Annotated in this window: 13 protein-coding genes and 1 pseudogene; 8 read left to right on the top strand and 6 right to left on the bottom strand. The window is 49.5% G+C overall.

The window, feature by feature from the left end; translation table 11 throughout:
* Window positions 1-71: 71 nt before the first annotated feature.
* From V5T57_RS19830 to V5T57_RS19815, 4 genes are all read left to right on the top strand, one after another.
* On the top strand, window positions 72-1226 hold the full coding sequence (locus V5T57_RS19830; protein WP_332893005.1) for a glycosyltransferase: 1155 nt from the start codon (window positions 72-74) through the stop codon (window positions 1224-1226).
* A gap of 38 nt (window positions 1227-1264) precedes the next feature.
* Window positions 1265-2029 (top strand): cephalosporin hydroxylase family protein, encoded by a 765-nt coding sequence (locus V5T57_RS19825; protein WP_332893004.1) that lies wholly within the window; start codon window positions 1265-1267, stop codon window positions 2027-2029.
* A 250-nt stretch (window positions 2030-2279) separates the two neighbouring features.
* Window positions 2280-3230, top strand: coding sequence for a class I SAM-dependent methyltransferase (locus V5T57_RS19820; RefSeq protein WP_332893003.1), 951 nt, complete (start codon window positions 2280-2282; stop codon window positions 3228-3230).
* Window positions 3231-3573: 343 nt separating this feature from the next.
* A complete protein-coding gene (locus V5T57_RS19815; protein WP_332893002.1) occupies window positions 3574-4773 on the top strand; it encodes a radical SAM protein in 1200 nt (399 codons plus the stop codon).
* A 98-nt stretch (window positions 4774-4871) separates the two neighbouring features.
* Here V5T57_RS19815 and V5T57_RS19810 read toward each other — a convergent pair whose 3' ends face one another.
* The 5 genes from V5T57_RS19810 to V5T57_RS19790 all read right to left on the bottom strand — a co-directional run bounded on the left by V5T57_RS19810 (window position 4872) and on the right by V5T57_RS19790 (window position 15098).
* Window positions 4872-6785 (bottom strand): SEL1-like repeat protein, encoded by a 1914-nt coding sequence (locus tag V5T57_RS19810; protein ID WP_332893001.1) that lies wholly within the window; start codon window positions 6783-6785, stop codon window positions 4872-4874.
* 3 nt (window positions 6786-6788) lie between these two features.
* Window positions 6789-9437 (bottom strand): NB-ARC domain-containing protein, encoded by a 2649-nt coding sequence (locus V5T57_RS19805; protein WP_332893000.1) that lies wholly within the window; start codon window positions 9435-9437, stop codon window positions 6789-6791.
* Between the two features lie 98 nt (window positions 9438-9535).
* On the bottom strand, window positions 9536-10384 hold the full coding sequence (locus V5T57_RS19800; protein ID WP_332892999.1) for a hypothetical protein: 849 nt from the start codon (window positions 10382-10384) through the stop codon (window positions 9536-9538).
* Window positions 10385-10860: 476 nt separating this feature from the next.
* Window positions 10861-13062 carry a tetratricopeptide repeat protein gene (locus V5T57_RS19795; RefSeq protein ID WP_332892998.1) on the bottom strand — a complete coding sequence of 734 codons (2202 nt, stop codon included), beginning with the start codon at window positions 13060-13062 and terminating at the stop codon, window positions 10861-10863.
* Window positions 13063-13130: 68 nt separating this feature from the next.
* On the bottom strand, window positions 13131-15098 hold the full coding sequence (locus tag V5T57_RS19790) for a protein kinase domain-containing protein (RefSeq protein ID WP_332892997.1): 1968 nt from the start codon (window positions 15096-15098) through the stop codon (window positions 13131-13133).
* Window positions 15099-16149: 1051 nt separating this feature from the next.
* Between V5T57_RS19790 and V5T57_RS19785 the strand changes: the two genes are divergently transcribed.
* The 3 genes from V5T57_RS19785 to V5T57_RS19775 are packed head-to-tail and all read left to right on the top strand — an operon-like array spanning window position 16150 to window position 18438.
* Window positions 16150-16332 (top strand): hypothetical protein, encoded by a 183-nt coding sequence (locus tag V5T57_RS19785; RefSeq protein ID WP_332892996.1) that lies wholly within the window; start codon window positions 16150-16152, stop codon window positions 16330-16332.
* A gap of 22 nt (window positions 16333-16354) precedes the next feature.
* Window positions 16355-17563 (top strand): cytochrome-c peroxidase, encoded by a 1209-nt coding sequence (locus V5T57_RS19780; protein WP_332892995.1) that lies wholly within the window; start codon window positions 16355-16357, stop codon window positions 17561-17563.
* Entirely contained in the window at window positions 17560-18438 is an 879-nt protein-coding gene (locus V5T57_RS19775) for a LysR family transcriptional regulator (protein ID WP_332892994.1), read from the top strand. Before V5T57_RS19780 ends, V5T57_RS19775 begins: the two co-directional genes overlap by 4 nt.
* Window positions 18439-18660: 222 nt before the next feature.
* On the opposite strand, the gene V5T57_RS19770 is transcribed toward V5T57_RS19775, so the two are convergent.
* A complete protein-coding gene (locus tag V5T57_RS19770) occupies window positions 18661-19143 on the bottom strand; it encodes a bacteriohemerythrin (protein ID WP_332892993.1) in 483 nt (160 codons plus the stop codon).
* A 1210-nt stretch (window positions 19144-20353) separates the two neighbouring features.
* On the opposite strand from V5T57_RS19770, the pseudogene V5T57_RS19765 reads away from it, so the two are divergent.
* Window positions 20354-20899 (top strand): annotated as a pseudogene (locus V5T57_RS19765) (hypothetical protein); the annotation flags it as partial.

The raw sequence follows: 20899 nt of genomic DNA, 5'->3' as shown, positions 1-20899 counted from the left end.
CCTTGCTGTTAGAGCGGTAAATCGGCTAAGGTCTTTGAAATCGATAATATTCTTTCTGCAAAGGTGTTTCCATGGGTGCCCCCCTGTTTACCATTGTTATCCCTACCCGTAACCGTCTGGATTGTGTAAAAGGGGCCATTAGAGCCGCGTGTGCCCAGGAGTATCCAGGGGTGGAGATTCTGGTTTCAGATAACTCCGATGCGGCGGTGGCCCAATCCCTTGAGCAATTCTGTGCCGAACCTGATCAGCAGCAGGTCCGTTATATTCGCCCTGAAAAAATATTGGCCATGACCGATCATTGGGAGTGGGCTGTCGCTCAGGCTCAGGGAACCTATGTAGGGATTGTCACCGACCGTATGGCGCTTAAACCCCATGCCTGTACACGTTTGGCAGAGGTGGTTCAGACCCATACCCCACCATGGGTTACCTATATGTGGGATAACCATGGGGGGGATGATATCCCGTTCCCTTTAATGCGCCGGGGCTATTCTGGGCAGGTGATTCGTCTGGATAATCAGATGTTGTTGGATCAATCGGCCCACAGCCGTTTTACCCATGCGCTGCCAAGATTTTTAAATGGGTTCTGTCATCAGGACCTCTTAGCTAAGTGGCGTCAGGATTTGGGGACTATTTTTGGCTCCATCTCACCGGATTTCAACTTTACCTACCGCTACCTGGATCGAACTGACTCGACCCTGTTGGTGGATGAGACACTCTCGATCTCTGGCTGTAATGCTCAGGGTAATGGTAAAGGGTTGGAGAAGGGCATTCAGAACGCGGCCAGTAAAGATTTTATTAAGTATATGATTGGCGCCCCGGAAATTTACCAATATGCGCCCATCCCCAACCCTGTGCCGTTTATCTACTACAATGCCATTTTGGTCGAGTATGAGAGCTACCGGGTGCTCACGGGTAGTCACAAATTCCGCCCATATAATCCATCCTCTTTCTATCATGGCTCGCTGGTTCGTATTGCCCAATGCGAAAAAGAGGGTGAGAACCATGATGCCGCCCGGAAGGTTCTGGAGCAGTTCCGCCAAGCGCATAACATTGATATGCAGCCACCAGAACAGCCCAAAGGGCAGCCGTGGATCTTTCCGACAGAAACCAAATTTGCAGATATGGATCACTGCATGGCTTATGCTGTGGAAAATCCCATTGCCCCCGGTCGTGTGCCTTTGTGGGTCAATCTACAATTGGATGAGTGTGGTGTGGAGATTCTGTAGGTTCAGTAAGCTAACCATAGCACCAGAATGAGGGTGAGATGATTCAGATTGACGAAGAAAACGGTTTGGTTACCCTGCAGCAAGATGGTGTATCCCGTACCTTGCCCATGGCAGATCCTGAAGCTTTTGAGGCGATCAGTCGTGCCTACTTACGGGCAGGTTGGGACCTTAAGTATGTCTATAGCTTTACCTGGATGGGCCGCCCCATTATTCAGTTGCCCGATGATATGGTGCGTATGCAAGAGGTGATTTATGCGGTTAAGCCAGATGTCATCATTGAGACCGGCGTTGCCCATGGGGGGTCGTTAATCTTTTATGCAGGGCTCTGTAAAGCCATGGGGTCTGGGCGTGTAGTGGGGGTGGATATTGAGATACGTCCCCATAATCGTGATGCCATTGAAGCCCATGAAATGTTCCCGCTCATTACCCTGATTGAGGGGGACTCCATCGCAGCTTCGACCATCGATGCTGTAAAAGCACAGATTAAACCCGGTGAGACGGTGATGGTGTTGCTGGATGGTAAGCACACCTATGACCATGTGATGGCAGAGTTAGAGAGCTACGGTGCTTTGGTGAGCGCCGGTTCTTATATTGTCTCGATGGATGGTATTATGCAGGATCTGGTGGGGGCACCACGTAGCCAACCCGATTGGGATAAGGATAACCCGGCTCGAGCGGCTCGTGATTTTGCCGCTAAACGGGAAGATTATGAACTGGTTGAACCCCCCATTGAGTTTAATGAAGGCACCTTACGAACACGTACCGTTACCTACTGGCCAGACGCCTTTTTACAAAAGAAGTAGGAGAAGTGGCGTATCAGGCCGCGCACGTTACCACTTGGTTAAAGCGACCCTGTGGCCTGTCAAAGTTGCCTCGATATGCCGCGGGTTATAGCCCCGTTCTACCCTGTTTATACAGATGTGATTGCGATATGAATGGGTAAGGCGCTAACCCTATGCGAGTGTGTGCTTGGTGCTGATCGCGTTTTCCACATGTTGATCGTTGATGTCGCTGTTTTGAACTGTCCAACGTTGTAAACAAGGATTTTGAACCATGGACGCCAATCTACAAGCTGAGGCCGCCGCCTTTGATGCCCGGATTCGTGAGCGTATTGAGGCTGGATTTATTCCCGATCTGCGGCGTGCTGTGAAGTGTGACTACTTCTATAAGAGCTTCTGGCGTGATCCCCAGTTTATCCGTCTGTATGTCGGGGCCATTATGGATGGCCTATTAGCGCGTTTACACAACCACTGTGGACGTGAGCAGACCGTTTTAGATGTGGGGTGTGGTGCGGGTTATATGTCTTTGGAGTTGGCCCGTCATGGCCACCACGTTACGGCCATTGATATCTCCCAGGCGTGTATTGAGATTGCGGAAAAAATGCGCGATGAAAACCCCTTTACAGAGGGTTTTGGCACTTTGACCTACAAAAGGAAACCTTTTGAGCAGATTGAAGGTCAATATGATGTCGTCATGTTTTCTGTCTCCATGCATCATATGTTGGACCTTGAAGCGGTGGTGGCTCAGAGTAAAAAATGTTTGAAGCCGGGTGGTTATCTTCTCTGTTATGAACCTGCCCATGAACGGTTTTTAGAACAGGATGCTGCTCAGGTTGCTTTGATTCGTGGTCTGCTCTCACTCACTGGCCACTGGTATGAACCCGATGAGGCGCTGCCCCATCTGTTTGATGCTCAAGCGCTCACCAACTATGTCGCCGAAATACACCGGGAATATATTGAAGAGCGGGATAAAAGTGAGCCAGATGGGCAGTCTCCCAATGATCAGGAAGCTGATGGTAATGAGATTCTGCAGGCATTGCGGCCCCATTTTAAGGAGGTTTTGCACGAGCCGGGCATCTCTTTTATCTATCGATTACTGGGCGGTATTCGTGGCGATGAAGAGACCGTCGCCAAACTGGCTGACTTTATTGCCACCTATGACCGCATGGGGGTAGCCAATGGTTATCTCAATGAAAATGGGTTTTATTGGCTCGGGCAAAAATAGGCATGCTTTTGCATGTTGTGCACACGCCATGCCTGTGGGGTTAACGGTGCCTAGGGCTTCGTTGGTGAAGGTCAAAAAAGCGCTGTTCGAAGGTGTGTTGTCGTCTCAAAGCGCGTTTCACAGCACAAGGCTTACAGCGAAGATCATCATCTTCCACAGCATTGTTTTGGCGAGGGTGTAGGGCTGCAATATCGCATGGCGATATATCATTTCTTACGCCTAATTATGGTCTGAAACATATCAAATGATCGGGTGTTTTGAATGGTGTGATGATCCCCACACGTGCTACCTGTTTTTACGCTTTTCATGAAGAAGAGCGCGCTGCAGATAAAGGAATGTACCCATGCCTTCGGTCTATTTTACCCCTGATGATATGTGCACCATGCTTAAGCTGGAGGTCAAGCGCATTCACGACTTCTTTGTGGCCAATGGTTGGGATGTGGTGGATGACCCAGAGCAGGCCGATCGCATTGTTTGCCCGACCTGTGCCGGTTGGGATCAGTTAGAAGAGAACTCGATTGAGACACTGGCCAAGCTCAAGCCACTTAAAGAAAAAGTCATTGCCGTAGGGTGTGTGAACACGGTCAACCCAGAGGGGGTTGAAGCCAGTCAGCCGGGTGCCAAGGTCTCCTCGCTGGAGCTGGAACAGTTTGACCGTGTATTACCAGACGCCAAGGTTAAAATTGCCGATATTCCAGAGCCTTCAACGTTCCGCACCAAAGAAGATTATCGCCTGTATGACCTGAGCAAACGTTATGTCAATGTGGCGTTTGGGTGTGCCTTTCAGTGTGCCTACTGTCCCCATGTCGTGGGTATTGGCCGGTTAAAGAGCCGTTCGGTTGATCACATTACAGAACAGGTTCGACAGCTGGTGGGGGAGGGGGTCCGTACCGTAGTTTTGACCGGTATGGAAACAGGCCTGTATGGTAAGGATATCGGTACCGACTACGCTACCTTGTTAGCCTCTGTGTTGGCTGAGCATGATCAATATCAGATTCATGTTGCACAGTTCCACCCGTCGGGTTTGCAGCGGCAGCCAGAAAAATTACTGGAGGCCCTCTCTCATCCCCGCGTAACGGATATGCAAATTCCTATTCAGACCACCAGTGCACGACTGCTGAAAATGATGCAGCGTCCCCCGTTGACCGAAGATATTCGAGAGACCTTACGTCAAATTCCCCAACGCAACCCTTCCACCATTCTACGTACGGATCTTATGGTTGGTTATCCCACGGAAACCCGTGAAGAGTTGGAAGAGGCTCTGGCTTTTGCTGTGGAGGTTTTTGATGAAATTGCGGTCTATGCTTTTGAGCAGAAAAGCGGCATGCCCTCCTCCAATTTGGCGGACCAGGAGATTGACAAAGAAGAGATGCAGTGGCGGGTTAACCATGCCGTGTCTTATATCAACAAGCATGATCGTTTGGCCCATGGGGGACAGCAATCGGGGATGACCCTAGAAGAGCTGGAAGCCAAAAAACAGGCCATGCGTCAAGCAAAAGCCAAACTTGCAGAAGCACGCATAGCCCAGGCAAAAATAGGGTAGGGTGTGCCGTTAAGGCTGTATGTCCATACAGCTTACCGCACCACCTCTACGTCTATTGATCTAGGGCTGTGTGGCTTAATCTGGTGATCCAGGTTGATTTACGGTTTGGGTAGGGCGGATAGATTAAGAACCGCCTTGTTATGCCCCCGTTTAATGGCTTGTTGATACCAATGGGCTGCTTTTTGGTAGTCTGGTTGTATCCCAACCCCCATATGGTAGATTAAGCCAAGATCATTTTGGGCATCGGCTAGCCCCTTTTCAGCCGCCATGGTTAACCAATATCGCGCTCTGTTTGCATCTCGCTCGGGGTTGGCTTGATGCAATCGGCAGACACCTAAACGGTATTGAGCCAAAGCAAGGCCAGCCTCTGCAAAGGGTTGGTAGCGCTTAGCAAGATCAGGTTTTTTCCATAACATGGCACAGTTGCCAAGGCTTAAGTCCGCCAGATCAAGTCCCCCTTGTTCCGCTTTTTTTAACCAGTCAAAGGCTTTTTCCACATTCGAAGGTAGGTTACGCCCGGCATGGTGTAACAGCCCCATTAAATGCATGGCACCCACATGACCCGCCTGAGCAGCATCGGAAGCCCAAGTCACCATCTCTTGGGTTTCATGTTGGTAGCTCGCTTCGGTTAAAAAAAGCATGGCCAGATTAAACTGGGCATTTAAAAGCCCCTGTTTGGCGGCGCGCCGATACCAGTCAATCGCTTTTTGAAGATCTTTTTTAATCCGTATACCTTGATGATAAGCAACCCCCAAATCGTTCATAGCCCGCAGGTGCCCTTGCATGGCGGCAGCGCGTAACCAGTCCATATGGGTACGGTCTGTGTTTGGGTGCAGTCGTCCTTGGATCATGCCCAATCCAAGTAGATATTGTGCTTCGGGGTGCTCTGCTTGGGCGGCTTCCATTAACAGTTTGGTGGTGGTTTTTGGGTTACCCAGACGGTGTTTGTTTAATTCCAGGGCTAACAGTACCTGGCTTTGGGCAATGCCATGATCCCCAGCCTTTTTTAGCCATTTTCGAGCAGCAGCGGGGTCTTTTTCCCCGCCCAGCCCCTGTTTAAGCATAAGGGCCAGGTTATGTTGTGCTTGGGGGTTGCCGGCTTGGGCTGATTGGGTTAACCACTGACGGGCCTCAGCCTGCTGTTCCAGTCCTTCAGTATACTTAAGCAACAACACCCCAAGATTAAGTTGGGCCTTGGTGTGTCCCTGTTTGGCTGCTTTTTTAAACCATGAAATGGCCATAAAAGGGTCTTTTTTGGTGCCCAGACCTTTTAAATGCATGCGGGCCAGATTGACCTGAGCATCGGCATAATCCTTTAAGGCGGCATTGCGGTACCAGGAGAGTGCTAACTTGGGGTAGCGGGCAACACCCCGACCTGTTTCATAAATAATGCCCAACATGTTGGCACTTTCGGCAGAGCCCGCAATAGAAGCCCGTTTAAACCAATCAATGGCAGTGTGTGCATTGGTTTTAAAACAGAGTCCATTTAAATAGAGCGAGCCTAAATTATACAGCGCGTCGGGGTAGTCTTGGGCGGCGGCTTTGTTGAGCCACAAGCGTGCTTCATCACATATGGGTTGATCGGTGTTGTGTATTAACAGAACCGCGAGATTATTTTGTGCTTTGGCATGACCTTTTTTGGCCGCTCGTCGGTACCAACTGGCGGCGAGGGCCCGGCTTTTTTTAACACGAATACCCTGTTCATGGAGTACCCCCAGGTTATTCATGGCTTCAGCTTGGCTGTTTTTGGCATCTTGACGTAGTTTTTCCAGATCCCATTTTAAATAGATCTTCTGCCAATCTGGATCAACCGTGAGGGGCTGTTTAAGGGTCTGTGTGGCCCCATGTGTTGGGGTAAATAACCAAAGCAGTAAAAAAAGCAGGCCGATGGCCAGCAGTAGAGGGATGGTGGCCCAGCGGTGGGTACGGTGGGTACGATGGTGATCGTTATAGCTGGGCCTATGGCGCTTGTGATGGCGCACATGGGGTGAATGATGTTGCACCCTGGCCATGTTTTACTCCTGAACCAAACGGTAGGGTAGCACCTGGCGGTTGCTCTGGGGTTGGTTCATGCGGTGTAGTTGTATGGCCCTGGGTGTCCAGTGTTTACGGCGGGTGGGGGACATGCTGTTTCGTATACTGGCTTTTACCATGGGGTGCAGTTCAATACGGTCAACCTGCAAGTCAATTAAAGCATAATGATCAAGCAGTTCCCAGGCTTCCAGCATCGCCAAAGCATCATCAACCTGTTTGGTTAAAGGGTTGGGTAATAGGGCCGCTTGTTTGGGTAACAGGTCTCGGCGTAGCTGATTATCTGGCAGCAGGACGATAAAATCCAACAGTGTCCGAGCCAGGGGATTTTCCCCTTTTATCCGATCAAGCGTACGTTGCCATGTGGTGGTAATGGGGTTGGGGTAATAACTGCTGGGTAGAAGGCCCTTCTCCAATACCGTAATACCATAGCGGTCCAAATAGGCTAATGCAGCCTGCAAGGAGAGTTTGGCTTTTTGTGTAAAGATCGCTAACTGCTCCAGGGCTAAAGGAAGGCAGCCAACACGGGAAACCAAGCGGTTGGCCGCTTCACCATCCTGTTTGCCGGTCCGTTCTTGTAACCACTGGGCGCAGGATTCCGCTTCAGGTAGATGTAGGTCCAATGTCGCAGCCCAGCCGGACCAATCCATATATCGTGAAGTGATAAGTAGGTGGTGGTGGCGAAGTTGACTCAGTATAGGCTCGAGCATGCTCGGGTGGCTAACGTTATCGATTACCAAGAGCCAGTCGTGGCGGCTAATCAAACGCTGGATCACACGGTTGGCAATGGTTTGTAGTCTCTCCTGATCACTCATATCCTGATTCGATTGGAGGGCTAAGCCCGCCGGTTGCGCGGTTTCCTGATTAGCAAAACTGGCATCCAATTTTTCTTCCAGCTTAATTAACCCCTGTAAACAGCCTTGGCTGTCACACCCTTCAATCCACCAAACATGGCTAAACTGGTGGGCATTTTGGTGTACATAATGGTTCACCAGCTGTGTTTTGCCCGCACCGCCCATGCCGACAACCACCAGTGGTGTAATGCCCATGGTCTGATCTTGGGCTGAAAAATGGTTGGCAATACTCTCCACCCCTGGGTTTAACGGTATAAAGGGGGTGGTCGCGGTGGCTGGTGTTGTTTGATCTGTGGTTGAGCCACAAGGGGGGGGTGGCAAGGGTAGGGCTTCGAGCTCCTGGCGCTGGTGGGCTGAGAGCAGTAAAGGGGCCGTGTTTGGTTCGGGTGTTGGTTGGTCGAGGGGTTCTAAACAGGCGACTTGTGGTGGTTCGGATATGGGTTCTTCGTTGGCGACCACAGCAGGGCCTGGTTCCCCCTGTTCTTCTTGGCGCTTTAGATCACAATGATCAGGCTCTTGTTGGTCATGCAGTGTTTTCTCTTCCTCAATAACCGAAGCCCAGCGTTGCTGCATGGCGCGACGAATAAAGCGAGGGGGCTGCCGATTAGGGTAGGCAGGTTTATTCTTAGGTTCATGGGGTGGAATGGCTTCTGCCAGTTCATCTTGCTCATCTGTCCAATACAAACGGTCCCAGACCTCGATCATACGTATCCAGATCCGTTTACCCCTTTCCATCATCTCTGGATAGTACGCCATGAGTGCATGCAACCCACGCCCAAATAAGAATAAGATCCCGGTGAGAAAGAGGAAGAGCATGAGCAAAGGATGAAACAGGGACTCCTCTTTGGGTACCCATGGCTCTTGTGCCTGATCCGTCGCGTTTGGTATGGGCTCCGGGGTTAAGGCTGGCCCAGTACGCTCCGTATCATGTGGTGTGGTTATGCCTTTTAGATGAAGGGGTAGATCCACTTTGCGATTGGATGTTCTCTGAGCAGCAGGGGTAACAGCTGCGGTCTGTTTTTCTAGTTCAGGTTGATGGCTGCGGGGAGGGGCCGGTGGCACCATCGTCTGTTGAGGTTTGGGTTCACGCAGTTTTTTTTCAGAAAGTTGTGCGGTTTTAAGGGGTTCTGAAGGCGGCAGATAGACCTCAGATGGCACAACCGTCTGTGAAGATATGGATGCTTGCTGGCTTGCTTCGGTAGGTAAGGACTGTTCTTCAATCACAGAGTTGGAAAGAGCCGTTGCCCGTCGCTTAGGCGGGTGGGCATAACGCTGTGGTTGTGTCCGTAGCGTATAGCCATAGGGTTTTAGGGTTTCTACAAGCGAGCCTAGATCTACAGGGCTCACAGGTGTGCGATTAACTTCGATGGTTTCTGTCTGCACAGCGCGCTTAGGTTTGACATCAACCTCTGTGGCTGCTGTCTCCACGGTGCGTTTAGGCTGGACATCAACCTCTGTGGTTGCTGACTGTACAAGGTGTTTGGGTTCTGCCTTGATAGCTGTTACCGACGTTTCTGCCACCCTACGCCGCATAGCCTGTGGAGCTGGTCTTTGTTGTGTCGATAAAAGGGCTGGCTTGTCATGGGTCGCTTGGGGGGGGACTGGCGCTTTGACCGCAGGTGTGGCTTCTTCACCGGATAGGGGGAGTGCGCCAAATGGATCGCTGGACCATTGGGGAATGAAAGCATGGTTTGTTGGGGCATCTGCCCATACAATGGGGCTGTGCAAGCAAAGCAGCACGGCAAAAAGAGCAGAGGCTTGTATATGACCTATTCCCATAACCTGATCCTTAACCTTGATCGGTCAGGAGATCCAAAATCGAAGAACCCCAGCCAGGGGGTGCTGCGCTTAGATATCCGGTTGAATGTGGGTTCGCGTTAGCGAACCAATTGATCAAACAGAATCTTAAGCTCCCATGAGCGTTGCCGACTTTTTACCAGCCGATCTTGCTCTGCCGTCACCATCTTAAACATTTCCCGACTGGGACGACTTTGATAATGGCTTACTAAAAATTGGATGTTACGTTCCCGTAAAATGGTCATTTGGGAGAGGTTTTTAGCCTCACGGATCATGGATGTCCCTTGTTCGATGAACGCTTGTCTCTCTTCTTTGCGCGTGCGGGACATCGTACGATCCATCAAGGGAATGTTAAAAGTCAGCCTGACATTACTGATCTGATCGTTGTCTGTATCAAAGGTCTTTCCTGTTTCCGCCTGAAGGTTCAGTTTATAATCCAGTCCCTTGTAGCGTCTCTTGGCGGCAGTGAGCAGGCGGATAATGGCATTATCCCACCACCCTTCTGGTATGCCGGGGATGGTGCCTTGAATCTGTTTAATATCAAACGTCGACTGTGGCGTTGCGAGCTGGCTTTTTCCATCGGTCACAGGTGGCGGCACGGTTGCTGGGGTTAGATCATCCTCATTGACCGGAGGTGTGACATTTTGGATGAGTGGTGCAATCCCCTTGGCTGAGTTGGGTATTAAGATCAAAATAGGGCTGGCACCACCGGTTACCACGTTGGAGATAGAGGGTTCTACCTCAACAATAAACTCCTCCATGGGGTTGGCCCGGTTGACATTGGGTGCAGGGTTGGAGCTTTTCAACCGTATGGTGGTTGAAGCCGCACTGGTTTTAGGCTCGGTTTGCGCCTGTTGGGCATGTACTGGGGCGGTGACCACAGTCAAACTACCCATCATCGCTGCCAGGATGCTCCAGTATCTATTCACCTTCCGCCTCGCTGGTTGATCGCCTCTCTCTCTTATTTGAGTGAGGCCCCCCTCTCTATTCTCATCGCCTGTATGATCAGAAAACTTAACATTCGAAAAAAACCGGCTTAAGAAGCCCTTGAAAACGGTTTGAAAAAAAAGCCCAATAAGATTTTAGTGTCTTGTGAGATGTCAGAGTTTCACAATTAATAACGTAACATAACAAAGCGCAGGCTTTTGCAGGATTTTTGTAACGACCTTTAGAGTACAGTAAAATAAAGGGAAATTATAGTTGAGCTAGGTAGTCGGTATCTTATGATTCTTTGAAATGTAACAGTCATAAACTGACATAATCTTGCATGTGGGGAGTGCAGAAAGGGGTTTGGCTTCTGAGGCTTATCTTGATTTGCGTTAGGACTTTTTGATCGGTAAGCCCAGGTGGGATTAACAGATACGAGACTTGGCTAGAACCCTCTATGTGCATGGAGGTCGGTTGATTAACCTTGAATGAGTTGATGAAGACCCTGGCGGTGATTCCCCCACATGCGTTGATACAGATTTTCCAGGTGATGAGTGAAAAGTGGGGAATTATAGAGCGGGGTCTGATCCCGTGCTGCTAAGAGTCGTTGGCGAATGGAGGCACGGCGTGAAGGATCGTTGGCTAATGTTCTGGCTAACGCCAAATAGCTCTCTTGATCGTGGGTAATTAACTCTGTCATCCCCATATTTGTGGCCAAACAACTAGAGACGCGGGAGGCAAAGGTATCCCCCTGCCAAACTACCAGGGGTACACCACTCCATAGTGTATCACTGCCGGTGGTATGGGATCCGTAGGGGAAGGTATCCAGGGCAACATCCACCAGGGGTAGACGCCCCATATGGGCCGCCATTGGTACTCTGGGTGCAAAAATAACACGGTGTTTGGCAATGTTATGGTGCGCAAAGCAGGCATGGAGGTTGGTAATGGCCTCCGGCAGGTTATGGTCCAACAGCCATAATACGGAATCCGGCACCGATGTCAGCAATGCACTCCAGGTAGCTACAATGGTTGGGGTGATTTTATAGCTTTGGTTAAAACTCCCAAAAACAATGCCTTGCGGTGGTAAGCCTGCTTGGGATCGCGTGGGTGTCGGGTCACAGGCCATCTCCCTGGGGTTGGGTTGATAGCAGTGGGGCATAATGGCCAGCTGTTCGGCGTGTAGATGGGCCTCTTCAGCAGGGGTATTAATGGGATCTCCAACCAGATAGTCCGCAAGCCGTTGATGCCCCATGCCCCCAGGGTAACCCAGCCAACTCACCTGTAAGGGGGCCGGTCGGTAGGCCAAAATACCAGGGCGTGCATGGGTGGTATAGCCCATCATATCCACCAGTATATCTACGTGTTGCTCGGCAATAGCGCGTGCTGCTGAGGCATCATCCAGGGGCCCAATACAATGAAACTGATCCACAGTCTGTTTGACCCGTTGACGCATGGCATCATCGGTATCCGGGCCAATGGCAAAGGCGTGGATCTCAAACTGACTGCGGTTATGCTGTTCCAACACCCCAATGCAGAGGCGGGAGATGGCATGGTTACGAAAATCTGCGGAGAGATAACCAATCCGTAGACGATCGCCTTGTTGGTCTGTTTGGGGGTCTACCAGCGGAGGGCTTGCGATAATGCCCCCATAACTTGCCTGGGTAAATTGCTGTGCGGCGCGTCGTTGTAGTTGGGCGTCAATCTCAGGGAGATAGGTGGTGATAAAGGGCACCAACGCGGGATCCTGTTGGGGGGCCTCTTGTGTAAGCAGTTGTTTGACCAAGGCGATGTTGTGATCCAAACGGTCCCAGCGACAGAGCATCATATCACAGAGGATCAAACTACCCAGGGCACCACCAAGCTTAGGGTTTATGCGCACCGCCTCAGCATAATAATCGGCAGCCTTGGCATGCTGGTTCTGCAAAAAATAGACATAACCCAGATTATAATGGAACAGGGCAACATCAGGTCGTAGATCAATGGCGGCCTGATAGTGGGTTATGGCTTGGGCATACTGTTGCTGATTGTTGAACAAATTAGCCAGCTGGTTATGGGCCTCAGGAAAATCAGGTTTATCTTGAATAACCTGTCGATAGTTCTGCTCGGCAGCTTGCAAGGCACCTGTGCGTTGCTGTACTTCGGCCAGATGAAAACGGGCCATATGGAAGGTCGGGTGGTGGTTTAACAGGACTGTATAAGCCTGTTGTGCTGCCGCATACTCGCCCAATCGTTGTTGCAGGCGCCCCAGGCGAAAGCGGGCACTGTGTAAACCGGGCTGCAGCTCCAGGGTTTTATGATAAGCTTGGCCTGCAATGTTCAGTTGCCCATTGGCCTCCAATAATCGGCCAGCACCATGGTGAGCGGTGGCCAGATTGGGGTTCAGCCCCAACGCGGTACGAAACGCCATATGTGCTTCGGCAAAGCGCTGCTGTTTTTCCAATAACTCCCCTAAACCGACCAAGGCTTCGCCCTGTTGATCTGAACAGGTAATTGCCATTCGCCAATAGTACTCAGCCTTCTTTTCATCGTTAAGCTGCATGGCTGCCTGTGCCGCCATCTGCAATAATGAAAAAGGGTAGGGCCCTGGTTTATTAAGCTGCTTTTTGGCGAGTTGTAGCGCCCCTTTAAACTGTTTTTGTTGTAGGGCTTGTGCAATGTCAGCAAAGGGGGCTGGGGACATAATCTTCCCAATGGTCGTTAGGAGAATAAAGTGAGGTTAGTATGGCATGACTGCTGGACCAAGCAAAGCTATCCTGCTGTCTGCTTTCGGCGGGCATGGGGTTTGCTGCGGGTGGACGTTGTTTTTTTACGTGGCGGCTTATGCAGTTTATCCAGGGCTTCCTGAGCACCTTTAACCCCCTGTTTGGCGGCTTCTTTATACCAATGTCGGGCATGTAAAGGATGGCGCGTTCCCCCCTCACCCCGTGCCATCATAAGTGCCAGAAGTTTTTGGGCCAAGCCGTGTCCACCAAATGCCAATGTTTCTAACATGGTGCGGGCAGCCTTGAGGTTTTTTTGGGTACCGTTACCACTGCGCATTTGAACAGCCATGAGATAGTGGGCCTCGGTACATCCTTTTAAAGCCGCGCTCTCCCGCCAGCGGTAGGCTTCTTTGGCGTTGCGTTTAATACCCCGCCCATCCATAAACATTTGCGCTAATTCTAGTTGAGCCTCTTCATCCCCAGCTTCTGCAGCCGCCAAATACCAGTAGTAGGCTGCCAAAGGGTTGGGTTCAGTTAGCGGAGCGTGGCCTTCCAGGCACCACTTGGCGAGCTGTAGTTGGGCATCAACCCACCCCTGGTGTGCGGCGTAGCGTAACCATACAAGGGCATGTTCTTCCTCTTTACAGGGAATTAAGTCGGCATCCAGATCCTGAGCCAGTGCCCACTGTGCTTCATCAAAACCGGCATGCGCCGAGCGCCATAACCAAGAGATACCCTGTTCCACAGCGCGGCTGGCGATCTCTTCACTATTGGCCTGAATAAATTTTTCCAGTGCAAAGCGGTACATCGCCTTGCTATGGCCCTGTTGCGCGGCCTGTTTATAAAAAATGGCGGGTGTCATGCCCCGCGCACGCAGCTCTGGGTTGGTTTTTAACAGCTTGGCCAGTTGTAGTGTTGCTTCTAGATCCCCATAGCCTGAACCGGAAAACAGCGCGGCTTTAGCGGCTTCCCGGCTCTGTTGGCTATTGGTGCGTAGTCTTAGATCTGCAATGGCACGGTGGGCAAAGCCTGATCCTGCACGAGCGGCCTCCATATAGGCTAACTGAGCCTCATCGTAGTGCTCTTGCCGATACCGTTGGTCCCCTTCAATGATTTTGGTATGCGGTGGTTTGAGTGTGCTATCTGTCTGGTCCAAGCCATAGGTTGCCAACCATTGTTTAATATCCTGAGGTCGGTCTTCAACATCCAGAATTAGGGCAGCATCAATGGCGGCCAGCAAAGGTTTACTGTAGTGCTCAACAAACCGCAGATGTAGGGGACGGTAGGGGTCTTCGCCATGATCTTTACGGTAGAGATAGCGCACCACACTGTTCACCGGTGGTTCAGCGGTAATCAATCGGTAGAGGGTAGCCCCAAGGGTGTACAGATCACTGGCAGGCCCAATGTTCTTACCGTGGTGCAGCTCTAAGGAGCTATAGCCGCGGTCAAAGTTATAGTGGGCTTCACCCCGTTCCAAACTACCCAGTGACCATGCGGAACCAAAATTGGTTAAAATAGGTTGGCCATTGGTTTGTAGCAGGATACTGCTGGGGTGGAGATTAAGGTGAGACTGCCCCAGCTCATGCAACATGTTCAGCGCACTACAGATTGGATCCAGTAATTGATGGATCTCCCACTCGATCAGGGAACGGCGATGGGCCAGCTGTTCAAGGTTTTCCCCCTGTACATAGCGGAGCACCATATAACTGCTACCCAGGGTATCAAAATGATCCAGCAAAGGGCGGATGGCAGCATGTTTTAAATGCGCCAGAAGTTGAACCTCATAGCGGAAGCGTTGCCGGAAAGTATCAAATGGCGCCTGATAGGCCGGGCTTACAGAGATCTGCCCATCTGGACCCCTATGTACCGGAATTTGCGGCATGAACTCCTTAATCACGACCGGCCCACTGGCATGAAAAGCCAGATAGACGATGGCATAGGCGCTCCTGGCCAGTTCCATTTGGATCTGGTAGTTCCCTAGCTCAAAACCTTCTGGTAGTGCTCGGTTGCGCATGAATGGCCTAAATGAGAGAGAGTGTGATTCTTATAACATTATCGTCCTATAGTCCTGAAATGTGGAGTGGTTTATCTGCTTTTGCAGGAACTTTCTTTGGTGGATTGGAAGAAGGTGGTCGTTTGTCTCAAATCTGCTACCTATTAGGGGCGGGGAAGTTATCAATAACGATGAGCCTTCATGACGCCTGTTGAATCTTAATTGTCACGGGCTAGAGTCAGAAATCAGACACAGGAGAAATGGCATAAACGACTCAATCGTCGTAGCTGTGCATGCTACTCAGTTTGATCCAGGCTGATTGCCTTCTTGAACCGCTAGATCTTTAGAATAAGAGACGGAGTGGATAGAGAGAGTGTAGAAGCAGAACATGCTTTAAAGAATTACGCTCGAAACTTGCGTGATATGTGGATGGCCCTACGCATAAAGTGGAAGAGTGCCCTCTACCGCCTCCCTTACGAGAGTAGGGGGGCAAGTAATATCCATAAAACGGTTGAGTATATGCAGACATGGCGACCCCGCAAGAGCCGCTCCGAATGGCTCTAAGCAGACGCACAAACGACAACCCATAACCCTGCTGGTAAGGGGTAGATTTTCATAAACGTTACCCCATTAAAATCCAATCATATCCCACGACCCATCTGCTTAACACAGTTGATCTCATCGTGAAATTTAAAAATCTCTACGATGAAATATCGTCAGCAGACAAACCCCCTATCCGCCTATCAACAAAAAGAACCAAACCCCTAGCTACTACACCCCTTACAGGCATGAAAGGACGTTGATTGTTCACCTTGGGCCATCGCCCTTTGGTTTGCGCCATCGGCTACTCACACACGATCTACGCATCACCATTTATCTGTTTTTAAATCTGTAAGACGCCACTCTGTTGCCTGCCTTCTGTCCCATACGTGCAGTGTGCGAGCACCACATGTCATGCTCATACATTTATTGAAGATCTTTATAAATGTTATGGGAAAAAGAAATTTATCATATTTATTTCTATTGGTTAGCATATCTATCAAGACACATTCACCAACGATGGAGTGACCCCATGACGGCTCAACGCATGCTTTTTCTTACAGTCGCCCTGCTGCTATGGACAGGGATCTATCTAACAGGATTTCAAATGGTCCATTGGCTATTACTGATCCTTGCGGGCTTGGTTAGTTTTGCTGGTTTAACCGGTTTTTGCCCAACCTATTGGGTCTTCCGAAAAATAGGTTTTGCAGCCTAAATAGATGATTAAGGAGCCTCTCATGCCTCTATTTTCTAATCCAGTAACTACCATACTCTGGTTGGTCGCCATCCTAGGGCTGTTTATTCTCTGGCATTTAAGCCGAGAGCTGAGCCGAAATTGGAAACCAACCCGTGGTATATGGTTAGCGGGTGCGATTGGATTAGGCCTTGTAGCTTTGAGTTTTAAAGCGGCTCTGATGAATCTACTTATCGACAATCTGGATCACTTTTCCCAGTGGGGTCAGCCTCAAAGAACAACGGTGGAACCTGTGCAGCCCACCGGTCCTGGAGGTGCTGGCCCCTGGGTAGCCCTGCCCTTATCCCCCCCTCACCCTATGGATAACCCCACCAATAGGGTTAAAGAGGCGTTAGGGCAGCGGCTTTTTTATGATTCTGCCCTATCAAAAGATGGCACCATTGCCTGTGTAAGTTGTCATGATCTTGCCAATGGTGGTGATGATGGCCAACAGCGTTCTCAAGGCATAGGGGGTGCCTTAGGAGGACGTAACGCGCCGGGTATTTGGAACAGCGCCTATCTTTCTCGCTTGTTCTGGGATGGACGAGCAGCGTCCTTAGAAGATCAAGCCCAGGGACCACTACTTCATCCAGACGAGATGGGTATGGACTCCCTAGAGCAGGTGGTTAAGCGGATAAAAGAGATCGAGGGATACCCCCAAGCTTTTGATGAGGCCTTTAAACAACCCGATGCACTCAATGCACCAAACTTACTTAAAGCCCTTGCCACTTTTGAACGAACCTTGGTACAGGCTAATACCGCTTATGATCGCTATGTTCGGGGTGATAAGCAGGCACTTACAGCAGCACAAAAGCGTGGAATGAATCACTTTAAAAAGCTCGGCTGTCGTAATTGCCACCGAGATCCAACCTTTAGTGCCGCTGGGCTGGTTAAACCCTTTGGTGTCTACCGCCGGTTCCCCATCCATAAACATACAGAGCTGCTTACAAAATATAGATTGGATCAGGATCTCGGAAAGGGTCATGGACGTTGGCGGGTGCCTTCCCTTCGTAACGTCGCCCACACTGCACCCTACTTCCATAATGGATCCGTACCAACCCTAAAAGAGGCGGTTTGGCTTATGGGCAAACTACAACTCAACCGTACACTTGCACCAACGACCATTGATGATCTTGTTGCTTTTTTGCAGGCTATATCTCATCAATCCAATGATATTTCACCAAAGCTATTGGCCGGAGCACAACAACCATGATTAACCTTAACCATTTGCGCTTTGCCAGGGTCTTGGCCCAAACCCTATCATTTAGCGGAGCTGCTCAGATCTGTTGTGTGACCCAACCAACCCTCTCCAATGGTATCAGCCAACTGGAAGATGCTTTAGGGGGGGCACTTTTTAAACGTACAACCCGTCAGGTAGATCTTACCCGTTTTGGTCAACATATGTTGCCGTTGATTGAAGAATCTCTACGCGCTGTTGAGGAGTTGCGGGCCAGTGCCACAGCATGGCATGACCCCGCCCATAAATTACTGCGTATTGGGCTCTCTCCAGTGGTTGATATGGCACAACTGGAAACATCCCTGGCCCCTTATCGGGCCAGCCACCCCGATGTGCAGATCTTCTTTAAACAGTGCTTTATCCAAGATCTACACAGCCGCCTGCAAGAGGCCAGCATTGATCTTGGTGTCGCCCCTCATGGGCAGTTTCCTTCTCACTATACCCAAACGCCCGCTTATCAAGAGCCACTGTACTATCTACCCCGTTGTCTTGAGAGTGATCCTCCACCCCAACTTGAACACTGGCCTTTGGTCGATGCGGCGCGTGAACCTATGATCCTGACCCAAGGTTGTGGTCTGTCTGAAGTTATTAAAAGCCTTTTTGCTAACCAGGGTGTGACGCTTCCGCTCTATCCTGGCCACGCTTTGGACTACGCTTCTGTTGAAAACTGGGCGGAACTGGGTATAGGGGGTGGTGTACTACCGCACTCTAAACTCTCTGAGCAAAATCCCACATGCGCCCCTTTACTCGATGGGCAAAACCAAGCTCAACTGCGTGTGACATTTATTTGGCCACAGGAACCCAGCCAAGCCCCCCACTTAAGAGATCTACAAGAACTACTCAGTCAGTAACTAAAGATAGGGAGGAGATCACGTGGAACACGCTACCCTCATTCATATGACACACCTTATGACATGAAATGGCCCGCAGGAACCCAGCCATCCCCCCACTTAAGAGTTCGGTATGAACGGCTAAGCAGCAGTAGAGAGAGAGGGGCTTACGCAGGATATGTGACTAAAATATAGAAAATACACTATGCTTATATCGTTCTTCGATACAAGTATTATACCCTATTATCCAAAGGGATCTTCACTTTCAAAGCATTTTAGTTCCAACACCTGCATGGCACTTTGCACCTGCTGAGATTCACTCTGTTTTTGTGCCACAATACGATCAACCGCAAAGCCATCTTCTTCTACAGCATGATAACTAAACCAATCACCCAGCACCAATAGGATACTCTCTACACTTTCTTGCCCTTGTTGCAGCTGAAAAATATAGTGGTTAAGCGCACCTAACAATTCACCATGACGTTTTTGGTGATGTGCAAGATGATTTTCATCCAACCCATGCTCCATGTAGAGATTCTCTTCTGAATGAAAATGGAAAGCGGCAAACAGCTGCACCTCTTCCAACAAACGAACTTGCCGGGTTAGGTCATGACTGTTTTCCAGCGCAGGGGTCAGACGCTCTATTAAATCGATAAAAAAGGCGTGCTGCAGATCAACCTCTTCGAGACCTGTATGAAAATCGGGATGTTTAGTTATGGTCTTCATATTTGCACTCCATGCCTGCCTTATCCTTCATGAGAATATCTGCTCTCCATTCCTAAAGGAAAAGCCATCCAAACCTTACACTTTTGCCGCAAATCCAGTGTAACCTATTCTTCTCTTTTGGTGTTACGTTCATTCATATGGTTGCCATAGAGATGACAATCACCCAAATCAGGACGCATAAAACGAGATTTTGAAGATTCTTCTTGCGGTAACTTGCCCCACCATATACCTATCCCTAAAATAAACAGTACGACACCACTCATAAGCCATGCCCTAAACAACACCTTCAAACTACCTTTCAATTTTTTAGAACACGTCCTTGTTCTAGATCCCACAACCTAGCAACTTTCTCCATCATCCTTTTCTATCGGCACATCGCAACGCTTTATATAATACCATGCTAATACCATATTCTTGTAAAAATAGTTCTTTTATGCAAACCCGCCTCTGATCTCCATGAGATTTTCCCTAGATACACCGATTTATTTACATACGATACCTGTTATATTCAAGATTACCCTTATATTCCATAATCATAGATATGATCACTGCTTGTCATATGCATCTTTTACTCAATAAGTGTTACATCGTTTTATACCTTGAAATACAGGAGATTTTTTTAGGTATTCCTCTTTTCTCATGTTACTAACCAAGCATTCCCATTTCCTGTTACAAGTATGTAAAAATCGTTTACATTTAAAAAAAGGCACAAAATTCCCACCACCTACTTTTTTCCTTTCTTGTACCAGAATAATTAATTTATATTGTATTTCTATTTTCATGCTTTATATATTTCATATTCTACTCTTCTAATCTGTCATTTTGTATCACTCTATATCACGAATATTTCAGACTTTTAAAAAAGTTGCAGGTTATCTTTCAAAATATGTAACTTTACGCATACCTAATGTTGTTTTATCTGTTTTTTGTTTATTTTCCGAGACTTAATGATACTTTCCTTCAAATCTATGCGCTCTCTTGTCTCTTTTCACTTTTATACCAAGCCGTTACACAGAGATTACAGATGCATACCAGCATAAGAATAATGTAAAATGTTTAGAGCTGATAAATTCTATTGGCAGAGTTTTGCAGGAACGTATTAGACGTGCATGCATGACTATGTGTTTTTTGGTTGAGAAAATTGCTTACACCAGAGATGGAAACCTTGGGGGTCGCCATCATCTGGTTTGCATAACTAGGGGAAATACCAATGGCTGAAGATACTTCCAACAACAGTGATGTTCAGGAAGCTGCTGACGACGGTGAAGAGGCGCGACAGAATCTGGATGACATGACCGTCCTCCAGAATGATGACAATGTTGACCTTTCTGCCGAACAGCAACAAGGCCAGGATGGTAACCGCAACCAAGCGGAAGATCTTCAAGGTATGTCCATGATCCAAATGGGCAGCCGGGTCATGCCCGACGAAGCAGTCACGGAAGATTCCGAAACAGGCGCGGTAGAGACAGGCGGGTCTGAGGTAGAGTCCTCCGACAACGAAGCTCCGACCCAAGGTGAGTCTGAAGAGGCCGGTGAAGAGGGCAGTGATGGAGACGATTTCGCCATTGAACCCCCTGTTGCTGGTGTTGAGTCTCAGGCTGGTTTGCAATTTGACCTGCCCGAGACCGAGACCATTGATAGCGAAGCCGACCCCGCTGAAGCCACTGCCCCTGACACCGATCTGCCGACCCCCACAACTGCAGATCCTGGCCCAGCTACAGCGGAAACAGCCGCCGTTGTAGAAGAGACCGAAGAA

It is taken from the genome of Magnetococcus sp. PR-3, assembly GCF_036689865.1.
Lineage (GTDB): Bacteria > Pseudomonadota > Magnetococcia > Magnetococcales > Magnetococcaceae > Magnetococcus.
Note: the sequence above shows the minus strand (reverse complement) of the source record. Positions and strands in the feature narration are given on the sequence as shown.

Excerpts from the sequence above, each read along its gene's own strand:
- V5T57_RS19785 (WP_332892996.1), top strand. The coding sequence starts at position 16,150 with ATGACGGCTCAACGCATGCTTTTTCTTACAGTCGCCCTGCTGCTATGG.
- V5T57_RS19770 (WP_332892993.1), bottom strand. The coding sequence starts at position 19,143 with ATGAAGACCATAACTAAACATCCCGATTTTCATACAGGTCTCGAAGAG.
- V5T57_RS19775 (WP_332892994.1), top strand. The coding sequence starts at position 17,560 with ATGATTAACCTTAACCATTTGCGCTTTGCCAGGGTCTTGGCCCAAACC.
- V5T57_RS19795 (WP_332892998.1), bottom strand. The coding sequence starts at position 13,062 with ATGTCCCCAGCCCCCTTTGCTGACATTGCACAAGCCCTACAACAAAAA.
- V5T57_RS19830 (WP_332893005.1), top strand. The coding sequence starts at position 72 with ATGGGTGCCCCCCTGTTTACCATTGTTATCCCTACCCGTAACCGTCTG.
- V5T57_RS19780 (WP_332892995.1), top strand. The coding sequence starts at position 16,355 with ATGCCTCTATTTTCTAATCCAGTAACTACCATACTCTGGTTGGTCGCC.
- V5T57_RS19815 (WP_332893002.1), top strand. The coding sequence starts at position 3,574 with ATGCCTTCGGTCTATTTTACCCCTGATGATATGTGCACCATGCTTAAG.
- V5T57_RS19820 (WP_332893003.1), top strand. The coding sequence starts at position 2,280 with ATGGACGCCAATCTACAAGCTGAGGCCGCCGCCTTTGATGCCCGGATT.
- V5T57_RS19805 (WP_332893000.1), bottom strand. The coding sequence starts at position 9,437 with ATGGGAATAGGTCATATACAAGCCTCTGCTCTTTTTGCCGTGCTGCTT.
- V5T57_RS19810 (WP_332893001.1), bottom strand. The coding sequence starts at position 6,785 with ATGGCCAGGGTGCAACATCATTCACCCCATGTGCGCCATCACAAGCGC.
- V5T57_RS19790 (WP_332892997.1), bottom strand. The coding sequence starts at position 15,098 with ATGCGCAACCGAGCACTACCAGAAGGTTTTGAGCTAGGGAACTACCAG.
- V5T57_RS19825 (WP_332893004.1), top strand. The coding sequence starts at position 1,265 with ATGATTCAGATTGACGAAGAAAACGGTTTGGTTACCCTGCAGCAAGAT.